Origin of the sequence: Rubripirellula lacrimiformis, from assembly GCF_007741535.1 — a bacterium.
GTDB classification, from domain to species: domain Bacteria; phylum Planctomycetota; class Planctomycetia; order Pirellulales; family Pirellulaceae; genus Rubripirellula; species Rubripirellula lacrimiformis.
Map to the genome: position 1 here is coordinate 3,123,483 of NZ_CP036525.1, position 13,902 is coordinate 3,137,384.

Sequence of the window (13,902 nt, forward strand, 5' to 3'; positions counted from 1 at the left end):
AGAAAGTCCAAATCAACCATCGTGAACCGAGGTTCCAGACCGTCTGGCGACGCTGACGCAGACAGCCAGGAGTCGTTCGATTGGTTCGACGTTTTGATGTTGTCGGCAGGCTGGTTTTGTTGCTGGGGATGGTCTGGGGATTCGATAACCGGGGCTATCGCCCAGCGGCTCATTTTGGAAATTGGAAACTGGGGGGCTAACCGATCATTGCTGCTTATCAGCTTGGGTGACTGGTTTGGGGGCACCGGCGGCGTTGGCTTTGGTGTATTCCATTTCAAAGACTTTGAACATCGCGTCGCCCGCTTGCATGTGCATCGTGACGGTATGAGTGCCGTCGTCGCGATACTTGGTGGCAAGGACGTGTTTGGATGGATTTCCATCGGGGCCCGGCGCCGTTCCTTCGTAAGTGATCGTCTTGCTTTCGCTGTCATAGGTGCCGATCAGGTCCATCTTCGTGGCACCCATCGAATCGATCCATGTCCCGACGTACTTCTTTGCATCTGCGTCGTAGCTGTACATGCCATGCCCCTGGAAGTTCAGCCCCATCAAGTTGGCTTGAAAGTTCGAAAGCATCCAGAAGCCACCCAGCATGCGGTTGGTTTCTCTGCCCGTCGATATGGTTGGTTCCCCACCCCCTTCCCAAGTCTTGATCTGGACATCCCAGCTACCGATGTCCGCCTTGAAGACATCGAATTCGGGTCCAGGTTGCGGGAGCTGAGGGGCTTGGCCGGATGACGAACTCGTGATGCAAAACGCGATCGCCAACAGGACCGTCATTGAGATTCTATTTTTCATTGGATGGCTTCCGGAAATGGTGATTCAATCAGGGGGATGTACGGAACCGATGGGATGCCCCAATGGGGTGCGATCCCGGATTCTGGCACATATCGTATCATGGGCGACATCGACGACGCACTGCGAACTTCGATATTGCGACCCGGATCACTCAGGATGCCTGTCCATGAATCACATCATCAAGCGAGCGTGCCTGCTGGTTCGCGTCTTTTTTTTCGCCGTCGCATCGGCGACCGCTGCGATTGCCTTCGCCGCGGAAACGCAGCCTTCGAGCGGTGTTGGTCAGCTGGGGCAGGCGACATCCTGGGTCTCGGTTCCCGGTTCGCCAGACCTGTTCTTTCAGGCCCAGCGATCCCGTGACGGCCGGTTAATACTAACGCCCAACGAAGCTTTTTTTCCAAAGCTAGGGCTTTCGGCAACCGGCATCGGAACGGTGCCGGACCAGAACAACCTCAATGGCAGCAAAACTTTCGCCACGATCCAAGGTTGGGATGCCGGCGATGTTGCCGAGTGGGGGCTGCTGCTTGCGAAGCCGGGAACGGTATCAGTGCAAGTCTTTTTGTCGTCTCAAGATTCGAAAGATCGATTCCGCATGAGTCTTGCTGGGACGGAACAGACGCTGAAACCAAACGGCTCGTTCGGCGAACCAGTGTCAGCGGAAACGATGACGTTTACCGTTCCCAAAGCCGGCCAACACGTTCTTCGATTGGCATGTGACAAGGGATCGGCGGGCAGTCGTCTGCACTGGATCGACGTTTCCGGTGACGCCGTGGTCGGCGGGGCGGTGCTGCGGAAGCGATGGCGACCGGCAGCGGCGCACACCAAATTCTCCAGTTCGCAGATCGACAGACCGGTGCGGATGTGGGTGATGGAGATGGATGCCGTCCCGGGGGAACTTGGTTTCTATGCGCCGATCACGACGCCGTTCGGGTACTACGGACCAACTTGGCAGGCCGATGGTACCGTCAACACAAGTTTCAATTTTTCGTTGTGGTCATTCAAGCGTGGCCAGCCGCAGCCTGCGGTCCAGCAGCTGTCTCATCTGCTTGCGATCGGTAATCGTCACGCAACTTTTGGTGGCTTTGATCACGAAGGCACCGGCGTCAAAATTCGCGATTGGGAACCCCTGGCCGGTCGCCAGGGCCAGCGGCAGGTGTTTGCGCTAAGAGTCCAGCCGGGCGATCGCTACGATACGTACTTCAGCTACTTTTATCAGGCGGACACCCAGCGTTGGCGTCTGTTCGGTGTCGGCAACAAGTTCAACGCTGGCAAGCCGATCGATTCGCTTGTCGTTGGCAGTTTCGTTGAGGTTCCTGGGCCGCCTCACGTTCAACGGACCGGACCCTACCAGCGAGTGATGCGTTACCGCGGATGGGTGATGGATCAGGCCGGTAACTGGCATCCGCTGGATCGAATGTCAAACGGCAATGCGGATCGCAAGACCGGCCTGACGCATACTGATCGTGGCTTGACGGATGACGGTTGGTTTTATCTTCAAACGGGCGGATGGACGTATCGCAAAGCGGCAACCGATCGGTACGTTCAAGTTGACCAGCAGCCCCAACGCCAGATGCCAAGCTACCTCAGCAACGAAGATGTCGCCTATCTGAAAGGCGTGCCGTCCACGATCACCGCGACCATCGTTGAGCGCGTGGCCCATCACTTGCGAGGGACTTTTCGTGTTCGCAACGTTGGTAAGAATGCGTCGGTCAGGATGTTTTGGGGGCCAACGGAAGGGCTGACCTTCGCTGATCGCTGGCAGAACGAAACGTTGCTGACATCGCCGCGCGAAGGTGACAACACGTTTGTCATTGATGCGGTTGATGGAGAGGAAACCGTTCGCGTTCGCATGTTACTTACCAACGACGAAGGTCAGTTCTGGACTACCCAAACGATTGCCGCCGCACCGAATCGCAACTGAGCCCGCGATTGGCAATCCAGTCCATGTCTTCGGTAGTGGGACTAGCCAGATTTCCTTATCGATGGGGGGATTTCGGTGAATCGCACGATGGACTTAGTCTGTGCCGTTGATCTTCAAGTCCGAAAAGACGGCGTGCGTATTGACGACACGCAAACCCACTGTGCCGGATGCGTAGGTGTCGTCGGTGACCGATAGGCAATGACGCCCGTTGTGGGCGACGGTGATCTGGTCACCGATCATCTGGACACGAAGGTTCTGGTGCTTCGCGACATCGATGGGCGATCTCGCTCGAGCGATTTCGGTCCATGAGGTTCCGTTGGTCTTTCCAACCACGACCAAACCGGTCGCTGGAATGATGCCCGCAAAGTAGCCTCGCTGTGCATCGAACCCGACGGACGGGCCAGTACATCGAAACAGGATTCCAGCATCGCGTGCATCCGCGTTGCCATTGAAATCGATGGTAGCGTCGGCGATGAAGTCATCCGGGCATGGGGAATCGAGGACGATCTTTTCGCCGCTGGGGTAATGATTCACAGGGGCCCCAGTGACCACCCCCAGGTGCAGCCCATCGTCTTTTCGATCGACGGATTGGTGGTGAGCATAATACGACCAATCGGAATCGGTATCCTGATCGCCGAACAGGCGGATGGGCAACGTTGCTTGACGCACATGTTCACCCGACGGGCGTTGCGTTGGCTTGCCAGCGCGGATCGGTTTGCCCAGCAACGGAAAACCTTTTTTGCCAACTGACATCGGTTGCACATAGATGGCACGACGCCAACCCGGTTTGCGATCTCGTTTGGCGTGGAAGATATGCCACCACTGTTTGCCGTCGATGGACTTCACAAAGCAAGAATGCCCCACGCCGAACACATCGTGTGTGCCTTGGAAAACGGGCCTGGGCCGTTTGTGCCAGGCGTCTGGATCCAAGGGGTCTTCGCCCGTCAATTCCAGAATCCCAAGCTTGTATGTCGGCAACCACGACGCACCGCAGGAGTACGTCACGAAGGTCTTGCCCTTCGCCTGGAACACTTGCGGGGCTTCGTTCAATCCGCGTCCCGCGTCGCCGTTCTCGGTCAGTTCCCACGGATGGTCGCTATTGTTGGTTAATCGGATTCGCGGACCAGCAAGCTTAGTGGGGGATTCCATTGGGGCGATGTACAGGTACTGTTGGTCTGATCCCGGGACGTCCCAACCTGACCAAATTGCAAATCGCTTGTCTTTGATTGTCAGTACCGTCATGTCGATGGCCCAAGTGTTGGGCGACATGCCATCGTCGCCGTCGCCGGTTGCCAGTGGTCCGTGCAGTGTGTATTGGCCCAATGGATCCTCGGTCAGTGACTCTAGGACGTAGGCCAAATGGTTGGCGTTGTCGCCATCCGAAGCCGCGAAATAGACATACCAACGACCGTCCATGAAATGCAGTTCGGGGGCCCACACCTGCGCTGAAACAGGCCCCAATTGGGGCGCTGTCCATACCGTGTGTGGTTTTCCTAGCGACGTCAGCCGATCGCTACTGTGGATCGAGATCGCTTGATTGCCATGGGAAGTGCACCACAGGTATCGAGGTTGGTTTGGATCGCGAATCACCCATGGGTCGGCGCCTTCACCGATTGGGTTGATGAACAGGTCCGGTGAAATCGATCCGACGTCTTGTGGATCTTGCAGGCGGGGATCGCCGGCATCTGCGGGCATCGCCGCGTTCCAGGCGATCAACGATTGATGCAGACGTTGGGCGACCTGTGGTCGTTGGTCCGCCAGATTCTTGACTTCGGACGGATCGGCCACCAATTCGTAGAGTTGTGGTTCGCTATCGTCGTAGTTGACTAAGTATTTCCACTTCCCGTCACGAACGGCCAAGTCTGGGTTGTCCGCTTCGCTGGTTCCTGGACGGTCGGGTGGTCGACGCCAAAAAATCGGATCATTGCGGCTCTGTGTGGTTTTGCCCAGCAAGGTTTCGGACAAATCTTCGCCGTCAAAGACAACCGATTCGGGGACTGGTGTCCCGGTGATGGAATACAGGGATCGATTCACATCCATCGCGCACAACACGGATTGATCGTTGGTCGTGCCCGCAACTTCATCCGCCAATAAGCCCGGTCCCCATACGATCAGCGGTGATCGTACGCCGCCTTCGTACAACCATGTCTTGGCGCCACGCAGCGGATCCGAAGAACCGGCCCCCTCTTCGTGTCCATTGTCGGACATCACAAGAATCAATGTATTGTCACGCAACTTTTCGTCGTTTCGAATTCGATCGAACAGCTTCGCCAGTTGTTGGTCCATGGCGTCCAGCACCGCGAAATACAACGCTCGTTTGGAACCATCGGTTTCATCCCGCAGAACTTCGGGTGGAAAGAATGGCGAATGGACATCGTCGGGCCAAACGTTGACGAAAAACGGCTTGTTTTGGCCGGCCGCTTCGTTGATGAACCCGATCGCGTCGTCGACGAAGGTGGCGGTGACCACGGATCGGTCTTGCCATTGGATCGGCCCCCGTCCTAGGTCTCCTGATCCAAGGTCGTGTTTTTGCGGTGGCTTGCCATCGAAGGCATCTTTCAGGGGCAAGACTCGTGGTCCCAGTCCTTCGAAATTCGTCAAGCTTCGATCGAATCCGTACTCGGTGATCAGGGGTGCTTCGCCCACATCACGCTGGCCGCCCATGTGCCATTTTCCAAAGTGACCGGTCGCGTATCCGGATTGTTGAAGGCGGCCGGCCAACATCGGCGCCTTCAAGTCCAACCACTGTGCCATTCCCCGTTCACGATTCAGTTTTCGGGACGCTAGATACGAACTGATCTTCCAACGTTGCGGATACTGTCCGGTCGACAGGGCGACTCGCGATGGCGAACAGATGGGCGAGTTGACGTAAAAGTTTGAAAAACGCAATCCTTCCGCGGCCAACGCATCCACATTCTCGGTGGTCGTGCGGGTTCCGCCGAAACACGACAGATCCGACCAACCCATGTCGTCGATAAACACCGTGACGACATTCGGGCGTTTGTCGGCAAAAGAAACATTGGTTGCCGCAGTGAAGCACAAGCCCACCAGCAAAGCCAAAAGCAAGCTAGGGGCAGCAGTGATTCGACTCATTTTGGGAATCCTGATCCGATGAATGGTGTCGCAGTCGGCTTAGTCGCAGACTGCGATGATGGAGGGCCATCGATCAATCTAGACGATGGCTTTCAGATCACAATGAGAGTCGCGTTCCGGTCTCTGAGATAGCTTGTCGTCTAGGCCGGAAAACCGGGTGGCTCGGCGGGGGCAAAGTGTGACGGCGGCTGAAGCAGCCAATGGCCCTGCGGTCGTGCCCGCAGTCCCCATGCCATCGGTTCGGGATTGCAGGCGCTGCGAGTCGTCCGATCCCATCGTGGACGCCAGCGACCATTGACGCCAGTTCAGGCCGCGAGGGGTTCCTTCACACGAAATTCATGTTCGGTGTCGGCCGTCGCCAGGCTCGCATTTTTCGGCTGCCGAGGTTGGGCGCCGTGACGTCGACCTGTTGCACCCGATGTGGATCAAGGGGATGATGTTTCGCTAGACTGGAATCATCGCAAAACCTTTTCGTGATCCGATGGAACCTGCGACGCATTGCCAAGGTGCGACGAGAGGTTGAGTTCGGCCAAACTATGAATGATCAGATCGCGGATTTTTGTCCGCAGAAACGCAACGCTGTTCGGGCCGTGATCCTGCGAGACAACATGTTGCTGGTGCAACGAAAGGTCAACCGCGGCGGCAATGTTCGCCTCACCTTGCCCGGTGGTGGTTCGAAAACTGGCGAAACGTTGCAGCAAAGTTTGCATCGAGAATGCAAAGAAGAAATCGGCGCTGATATCGAAGTGCATCGTCTGATGCATGTGGCCGACTATTTTAAGAAACGCCGCACGAATCCGCCCACGGTGCGGCACCAAATTGAATTTGTGTTTCGTTGTTCGGTCTCCGATACGTACATCGCATCCAATGGGATTCGGCCTGACAAGAATCAGCAAGATGTTCTGTGGTTGGACCTCGATAGCCAAATGGTGGATCTGCTGTGGCCCGATTCTTGGCAACGGATTTTGCAGGACGATTTTGCCAAGGCTCCCGTTTACCTTGGTTTGATTGATTCACGCTGATGCGTCTTTCCCAACCTATCCGCGACAACTTGCAATTCCTGCTGGCAGAGACCAGCACGCAATTGAATAGCCTTGTCGACTTGCTGGCCAATCCATCGGCCGATCTGACTCAGCGTATGCTCGATCGCCGCGGCTACTCGTACAATCTGAAGATGCGCATTCATGATGCTTGTGCCAATGAACTTCGCATGACGGATTCGGCAGCGGATCTGGAAACCTATTCCCTACGCGCCGCCGAATCGATCGCAACACAGCTTGATCGTCTAACCGCACTGATCAACGACTGCGCACGGCAATTGAGCGGTCGGAAACGACGGGGGATTCTAAGGACGCTTTCATCGACCGGATTGTTGGAAGATGTCCAGAAAGGAATCGAATTGATCCGGTTTGGGATCGAAGAGGATGGTACCAAGACGGCGCTAAAGGTCAGTGATCTGGCGAATTTAATGTCGACCAAGCATTCGTCTTTCTTCGAAGGCCAGTCACGCGAACTGGAAAGCATCGAACATCCGGATCGTGTTCTGTGCGCTTTCTTCATTGCGACGCAGTTGAACGAGATGAGTGCGGTGTTGCGGGAAGTGAGCGAGTCGTTGGTGGGAGCCCGGTTGGGGCGTCCGTTGCAGATGGATCGATATCGATTGCTGCAGACGGCGTGTGATGACCTGGGCATCGACGAAGCCACCGTCGCCAAGGCTGCTGAAACCAATTCCGGTACGAACATTTCGCGGATCGGTTGCGGAACTGGCGAAGGCTTTGACGCCATCATCAAGGATGGAGCCAAGGGGAAGTTGAAAGAGGAACAGCGGAGTGTCAAAAACTGGCACGAGATCTACCCGGGCTTGGCTCCGCAGATATTGTCGTTCCGAAAGCGCGGCCAGAACGCGTCGTTGGCGATCGAACACCTACCGGGTGTGACTTTCGATCAGATGCTGATCTCTGGCACTAGCGAACAATTGCGGTCGAACCTGCAACACCTTGCCAAGACCCTGAGATCGGTTTGGCGAGAAACAAAGTCGGACGAACAGGTGCCGTCGTTCCACATGGCACAACTGCGAAAGCGATTGGATAGCGTCCTGGAAATTCACCCCGAATTCGGGCGTGGCGGAGGGCGCATCGGACGGACAAAGATTCACTCGCTGTTGGATTTGATCGAAATGGCAGAAGAAAAAGAGGTTTCGATCACTCCACCGTTTTCGGTCTACATCCACGGCGATTTCAATCTGGACAACATCATTTTTGATCCTGCCACCGAGCGGATCAATTTTATCGATCTGCATCGATCGCGATATTCCGATTACACACAGGACGTATCCGTGTTCATGGTGTCGGGGTACCGGTTGCAGGCGTTGGACAAACAAACGCGTCGCCGAGTCGCGGACGTGGCAGAGTACGTCCATGCCAAGGCACAGAAGTTCGCACGCCAGCAAGGAGATCGAACCTTTGAAATGCGACTGGCCTATGGGTTGGCCAGATCGTTCATCACGTCGACGCGGTTCATCTTGGACAAGTCACTGGCCAAGGCGATGTGTCAGCGCGGCTGCTATATCCTGCAGCGGACGATCGACCAACCAGTCGAATCCGCGGCCGATTTTCGATTGCCGATACGTGAGCTTTTCTCGTGAATGAACTACGAATCGGCGTTGTCGGTATTCCGGGAAAATGGTCAACCGAGGTGTTGGCCGACGCATTGCAGAAACGTACCGGATTCCGGCTAGTCGTCAGCATGGCGGATGTTTGCGCGGATCTGGCATCCGGTAAGTTGATGGCCGGCGGTGTCGATTTGTGTGGTTTGGATGGACTGATCGTGAAAAAGATCAGTCAGCAGTATTCGCCTGCGACTCTCGATCGGATCGAACTGTTGCGACTGGCCGAGTATGCCGGGGTTCGCGTTTTTTCGCGTACCGAGACCATCATCCGAATGATCGACCGACTCGGTTGCACCATGACCCTGCGCGGTGGCGGCATCCCTATGCCGGAAACCGTTGTGACCGAAAGCCGAGTCGAGGCGATGCAGGCGATCCGCCGCTTCGGTACCGCCGTTCTGAAACCGCTGTATTCGACGAAAGCACGCGGGATGGAATTGATTGATGGATCCTTGGCCGATTCGGATTTGTTGGATTCGATCGATCGTTTCCAAGCAACCAATCCGATGATGTATATCCAGCAGAAAGTGGACCTGCCTGGCCAAGATCTCGGGATGGTCTTTTTGGGCGGAAAGTATTTGGGTACCTACGCGCGTGTCAGCCAAGGTCAAGCTTGGAACACAACGATTCAAAGTGGTGGTCGATACGCCGCCCACGATCCGCCCACCAGCACCATTGAATTGGCGACGAGAGCCCAAGCACTTTTTGGGATGGATTTTACAACGGTGGACGTGGCAGATACCAAGGATGGCCCGATCGTTTTTGAAGTGTCGGCTTTTGGAGGATTCCGCGGTGTTCACGAGGGGATGCAGATGGATGCATCGGGCCTGTACGCTGACTACGTGATCGGAGAGTTCAACGCATGCAAAGATTGCTAGAGATCGCGGACCGGATGATGGACGGTGCCGTCATGGACCAACCGTCCGTCGTCTTGGATCTAGATGGTTTTCGTTTAGAAGTCCGATCCAATTCGCGACAATTGCTTGATCGATTGCGTGATTACTTTGCCCACGCAGTGGTAGTCGGCGGAGGCGAAGTGGTGCTTTATGCTATCGAGGGTCCATCAACGGACTTGGGTTTTGCGTACCAGCATTGGCGCCGCGAACCCGGAAAGTCTGGGCGTAAAGATGCGTATCTGGACTTGGTTTCAGCGGATTCGGTCGGGCCAGAGACAACGGGAGATGGCAATTCGAATCGCAGACCTTCGATCGGCCGTTTGGTGTTGAAGGTGCGGACGGGAATGCTGTTTTTGCAGAGTGATTCCCACCGGATCGTCCGTGGCGGTTGTGTGCTGAACGACAATCAGGTCATCAATTTTGTCAATTGCCAATTGATGAATCGGCTACAACTCCGCGGCGCGGTGATCTGCCACGCATCGGCGATTGTGCTTGGGCAGCGGGCTCTGGCGATCGCAGGCTTTTCGGGCGGTGGAAAATCGTCGTTGATGCTTCGAATGTTGACGGAACCGGGAACGAAGTTTTTGACCAACGATCGGTTGTTCCTAGAGCCGGATTCCAGCGGTGGTGTATGCGCCATCGGAGTGCCGAAATTGCCTCGCATCAATCCCGGCACGATCCTTAGTCTCCCCACGCTAAGCCCCATCCTGGATCAGGCCCAACGTGATCAGTTCGCAGCGCTGCCGGCGGATCAATTATGGGACCTGGAACAAAAGTACGACGTCGACATCACGGGGCTGTTCGGTGCGGACCGAATTGCGTCCCGATCGCCTATGACGGATCTGTTGGTACTCAATTGGCGTCGGGATTCGCAGTCCGATTGTCAGATCCAGCGGGTCGATCTGCATCAGCGTCCCGAATTGCTAGAGGCGATTATCAAGTCGCCGGGGCCGTTCTATTCGGATCGCGACGGTGTTTTCCAAACCGATGACAAAAGGATCGACTTGGATCCCTATATCGATCTGCTCGATCGCGTCAACGTTTGGGAAGCGAGCGGCAGAGTTGATTTTGCATTGGCAGCTGACAAATTTCGATCGATTCTGGAAGCAGATCTGTGCACAAAGACCTCCTGATCCTATTCCATCCGGATCCGCCGGACCAGGATTCAGTGGAACCGTCATCGGTAGATCCCGCTGATTCGAGTAAACGCAACGCGCAGCGGTTCGGTGTCTGGATGGCTCGTCAGGAACTGGTGCCGCAACAGGTGATTTGCGATGCTCGTTTGTCGTCGCGAACGATTGCCGAAAAGTCTAGCAAGTCCGTCGGTTTGGACGCGCAGATTGTTCGCGAAGAAGCAATGTTCGCACAGGGTGACGAAGGGGCACCACGCGGCGTTCTGTCAAAATTAGATTCCGACACTCAGTGCGCTCTGCTGGTGATGCCAAGGGCTACCGCGATCGATTTGGCTGGCTACGTGTGCGGGAGCGATGCTGGTTCGATACAAGAATCGATCGGGTCAGGCACGGATGTTTTGCTGCACCTGATGTTGGGCAATGGTTGGGGCGAAGCGGTGGCAGGTGGTGGTGATTGGGTACAAGCCGTCGATGCGGTGACGCTTCCGAAAAAATTTCCCTTTCCTGGGGTGGATGGTCCGCAGCGGCGGGCGCGGCCCGCGTACTACTATCGTCAATCGGCCGTGATCCCGTTTCGCGTTCGTGATGGGAAACCCGAGGTGCTGGTTGTTTCGACTAGCAAACGAAAGCGATGGGGGGTTCCGAAAGGTATCCATGAGCCTGGCAGAACGGCGCAGGAATCCGCAGCGAACGAAGCCTTCGAAGAAGCCGGTGTGCGAGGAAACGTGCTTGATTTCGAAATGGGGCACTACGTTTACGCCAAGTGGGGTGCCACCTGCGAAGTACATGTGTTTCCGATGCAGGTGACCGAAGTGCTGGATCCGAGCGAATGGGCGGAAAGCCATCGAGGCCGAGAATGGTTGTCCCCAGCTGCGGCGGCCGACCGAGTCCACCAAGACGAATTGAAGGCGATGATCCGGCGCCTGCCTGAACGGATCGCCCGATCGATGGACGATGGGGACAACGATGGTTGATCGCATTTGCATCCTGATTCGGCATGGTGACTATCACCAGTTGGCGGACGCGCCGAGCGCGCACCAACCCTTTCGGTTGACCGATCTTGGGCGCCGGCAAGCGATGGACGCAGCGGAGCGAGTGCGCCAGATGGCTGATCAACATGGTTGGTCGCTTGCCGCCGAAATCCATAGCTCGTCGCTGCTTCGTGCTTGGGAAACCGCTCAGATCGCAATGCAGGGATTGCCGGATTGTCAGCGAATCGTCGAAACCGACCGCCTGGCAGAACGTTGCGTTGGAAACGTTGCCAACTTGAATAAATCAGAGATCGCGATCGCGGTGGATCAGGACCCGCGTCTTGACCCGCTGCCGCCGAACTGGAAATCCGATAGTCACTTTCGCCTTCCGTTCCTGGGCGCTGAATCGCTGATGGAATCGGGCCGCCGAGTGGCGGATTACCTGAGCGAAACGATGGCCAGGGTGGTGACGCCTGGTGAGGCTATTCTGTTTTTTGGTCACGGTGCATCGCTGCGTCATGCGGCGCACCTGCTTGGCGTGCTTTCCTTCGAACGCATTTCCAAACTCAGCATGCACCACGCAGTGCCGATCGCATTTTCGGTTTCCAGCGACGGCCTATGGCAACAGGTTGCTGGGGATTGGAAACATCGTTCGACACAATCCCAGCGGATGGATTGAGACTCGCAATATGTCAAGCAATTCCAAACACATCGACGCTGGTCCCCGCTATCAGGGGCAGAAATGGATCGGGGTGGATCTGCCGAAAACCGTCTGTGACTGGTCCGTTGGTGGTGAACAATCCATCGTGACCGACGGAGACGATCACGGTGAATTCATCCGATTGCTGAGCAAGCTGAACAAACAGAATCGGTGGCGTTGGCCTAAACGCGAGCATCATTTCATTTCGGACTTGCACGCAGACCCCGACGCGTTTGCGGCATCGTTGGTCGCGTCGGGAAGCGTCAAGCAAACCGGACCCTGCTGTCGCGATTTCCGGTTGACCAAGGCGGGTGGCAACGCCACGTTTGTGATCGGAGGCGACTGTTTCGACAAAGGACCAAGCAATCTTGAACTGCTGCGTTGCGTACGTCAGATCAAAGACCAGGGTGCGCGAATGCGGATCCTTGCTGGAAATCATGACATCCGATTGCTGTTCGGGATGCGAGTGGTCGGGGAACGGAAAGATGTGCGGAACGAGCATTTCTTCATTCGTTCGGGCCAGAAGATTATTCCGTTGATTCAAGAGGTTTGGGCGACCTACCTTTCCGATCGAAAGCTGAAATCCCTTCCCAATCTTTCGACCTGCCGATCACGGTTGTTTCCTCGGCAATCTTGGTTCGACGATTTTCCGAAGATTTGTGAAGACGCCGTTGTTCCATCCCAAGTGGATCGCGAAATAAGCCGGATCGCAAAGAAGGCTGATCGTTTTGAAGCACTTTGCGGCCAACAAGGACTCGATCTTCGGCAGGTTTACGCGGCGACCCGGCAATGGAAGAAGTTGTTTCTGAAAAAGTCAGGAGAGTTCTACTGGTTCTATCGCAATCTGCGTCTGTGTTACCAAAGTGGATCGTTGCTGTTTGTTCATGCCGGCGTCGACGATACCGTGGCAGAGATGCTGTGGAAGCACGGTGCTGGGCGGCTGAACGATGATTTCCGTCTAGCGATGGCCGGGGATCCGTTTGATTCGTACTATGGTCCGCTTTGCAATTCAATTCGCACAAAGTATCGCGATGTGGATCGCCCCTTTACCGCCAAGGGGGCGAAGCACATGCATCGCGCCGGGATCACTGCAATCCTGCACGGGCATCGCAATCTGCATCATGGTCAACGACTATCGCTGCGTGAATCACAGATCAACTTCGAATGCGATACGAGCTTGGATAGCCATACACGGCGCGTGGAGAATGTGGGTGGGCGCGGTGCTTCGGTCACGATTGTTCAACCGCGCGGCCGCATACTAGGGGTCAGTTCGGACTTTCCTCAGATCAAAGTCTTCGAGCCTGTTCGAACGCTCGCCACGCTGCGGGCCAACATCAAACACGAAGGAAGTAAACGATGAAACAGAGCACTCGATTTCGGCATGAATCGTTGCAAGATTCAGAGTCCGTGCAAACGTTGCTGGGCGCGTTGGTTGACGGAGTATCCAAAGGCAAAATTGTCTTGGAAGACGAAGATGGCACGATGGTGATGAAACCCAAGGGGCTGGCGAACCTGAAGATTTCGGCATCTCAAGATGACAAGAAAAACCGACTGTACATACGGCTGACTTGGTACGAAGACACCGACCCGGTCCGCCAGAAAGACATCAAGATTTCAGCCAAGTGATCGCATCGGATCGGTCGTCGCTTGTTCGCCCGGCGAAGGTCAGCGATGGGGCTGAGAGGCGGTTTAGGCTTGCGCCCGAGCACGAAAAAACGGCCTGCCACA

General features: G+C 55.8%; 11 protein-coding genes. 9 read left to right on the forward strand and 2 right to left on the reverse strand.

Going from position 1 to position 13,902, the window contains the following annotated elements:
- Positions 1-204 precede the first annotated feature (204 nt).
- Positions 205-795 carry a DUF1579 domain-containing protein gene (locus tag K227x_RS11080; RefSeq protein ID WP_145169550.1) on the reverse strand — a complete coding sequence of 197 codons (591 nt, stop codon included), beginning with the start codon at positions 793-795 and terminating at the stop codon, positions 205-207.
- 166 nt (positions 796-961) lie between these two features.
- On the opposite strand from K227x_RS11080, the gene K227x_RS11085 reads away from it, so the two are divergent.
- A complete protein-coding gene (locus tag K227x_RS11085; RefSeq protein WP_218933934.1) occupies positions 962-2,716 on the forward strand; it encodes a DUF3472 domain-containing protein in 1,755 nt (584 codons plus the stop codon).
- Between the two features lie 93 nt (positions 2,717-2,809).
- On the opposite strand, the gene K227x_RS11090 is transcribed toward K227x_RS11085, so the two are convergent.
- The gene (locus K227x_RS11090) at positions 2,810-5,809 is read right to left on the reverse strand and encodes a sulfatase-like hydrolase/transferase (protein ID WP_145169552.1); all 3,000 of its coding nucleotides are present in this window, start codon (positions 5,807-5,809) and stop codon (positions 2,810-2,812) included.
- A 536-nt stretch (positions 5,810-6,345) separates the two neighbouring features.
- On the opposite strand from K227x_RS11090, the gene K227x_RS11095 reads away from it, so the two are divergent.
- The 8 genes from K227x_RS11095 to K227x_RS11130 are packed head-to-tail and all read left to right on the forward strand — an operon-like array spanning position 6,346 to position 13,800.
- Complete coding sequence (locus K227x_RS11095) at positions 6,346-6,831, forward strand: NUDIX domain-containing protein (RefSeq protein WP_145169553.1); 486 nt, start codon at positions 6,346-6,348, stop codon at positions 6,829-6,831.
- On the forward strand, positions 6,831-8,453 hold the full coding sequence (locus K227x_RS11100; RefSeq protein ID WP_145169554.1) for a phosphotransferase: 1,623 nt from the start codon (positions 6,831-6,833) through the stop codon (positions 8,451-8,453). The genes K227x_RS11095 and K227x_RS11100 overlap by 1 nt, the downstream gene beginning before the upstream one ends.
- Positions 8,450-9,352, forward strand: coding sequence for a GAK system ATP-grasp enzyme (locus K227x_RS11105; protein WP_145169555.1), 903 nt, complete (start codon positions 8,450-8,452; stop codon positions 9,350-9,352). Before K227x_RS11100 ends, K227x_RS11105 begins: the two co-directional genes overlap by 4 nt.
- The gene (locus tag K227x_RS11110) at positions 9,337-10,503 is read left to right on the forward strand and encodes an HprK-related kinase B (RefSeq protein WP_145169556.1); all 1,167 of its coding nucleotides are present in this window, start codon (positions 9,337-9,339) and stop codon (positions 10,501-10,503) included. Before K227x_RS11105 ends, K227x_RS11110 begins: the two co-directional genes overlap by 16 nt.
- Positions 10,485-11,477, forward strand: coding sequence for an NUDIX hydrolase (locus K227x_RS30465; protein ID WP_218933935.1), 993 nt, complete (start codon positions 10,485-10,487; stop codon positions 11,475-11,477). The genes K227x_RS11110 and K227x_RS30465 overlap by 19 nt, the downstream gene beginning before the upstream one ends.
- Positions 11,470-12,153 carry a histidine phosphatase family protein gene (locus K227x_RS11120; RefSeq protein ID WP_145169557.1) on the forward strand — a complete coding sequence of 228 codons (684 nt, stop codon included), beginning with the start codon at positions 11,470-11,472 and terminating at the stop codon, positions 12,151-12,153. Before K227x_RS30465 ends, K227x_RS11120 begins: the two co-directional genes overlap by 8 nt.
- A gap of 10 nt (positions 12,154-12,163) precedes the next feature.
- Positions 12,164-13,534: a metallophosphoesterase gene (locus tag K227x_RS11125; RefSeq protein ID WP_145169558.1), complete on the forward strand. Its 1,371-nt coding sequence runs from the start codon at positions 12,164-12,166 to the stop codon at positions 13,532-13,534.
- On the forward strand, positions 13,531-13,800 hold the full coding sequence (locus K227x_RS11130; RefSeq protein ID WP_145169559.1) for an amphi-Trp domain-containing protein: 270 nt from the start codon (positions 13,531-13,533) through the stop codon (positions 13,798-13,800). The genes K227x_RS11125 and K227x_RS11130 overlap by 4 nt, the downstream gene beginning before the upstream one ends.
- Positions 13,801-13,902: the final 102 nt, after the last annotated feature.

What these genes read in the sequence shown, in the direction of transcription:
- K227x_RS11090 (WP_145169552.1), bottom strand. Translation starts at nt 5,809, where the DNA reads ATGAGTCGAATCACTGCTGCCCCTAGCTTGCTTTTGGCTTTGCTGGTG.
- K227x_RS11120 (WP_145169557.1), top strand. Translation starts at nt 11,470, where the DNA reads ATGGTTGATCGCATTTGCATCCTGATTCGGCATGGTGACTATCACCAG.
- K227x_RS11130 (WP_145169559.1), top strand. Translation starts at nt 13,531, where the DNA reads ATGAAACAGAGCACTCGATTTCGGCATGAATCGTTGCAAGATTCAGAG.
- K227x_RS11080 (WP_145169550.1), bottom strand. Translation starts at nt 795, where the DNA reads ATGAAAAATAGAATCTCAATGACGGTCCTGTTGGCGATCGCGTTTTGC.
- K227x_RS11110 (WP_145169556.1), top strand. Translation starts at nt 9,337, where the DNA reads ATGCAAAGATTGCTAGAGATCGCGGACCGGATGATGGACGGTGCCGTC.
- K227x_RS11125 (WP_145169558.1), top strand. Translation starts at nt 12,164, where the DNA reads ATGTCAAGCAATTCCAAACACATCGACGCTGGTCCCCGCTATCAGGGG.
- K227x_RS11095 (WP_145169553.1), top strand. Translation starts at nt 6,346, where the DNA reads ATGAATGATCAGATCGCGGATTTTTGTCCGCAGAAACGCAACGCTGTT.
- K227x_RS11085 (WP_218933934.1), top strand. Translation starts at nt 962, where the DNA reads ATGAATCACATCATCAAGCGAGCGTGCCTGCTGGTTCGCGTCTTTTTT.
- K227x_RS11100 (WP_145169554.1), top strand. Translation starts at nt 6,831, where the DNA reads ATGCGTCTTTCCCAACCTATCCGCGACAACTTGCAATTCCTGCTGGCA.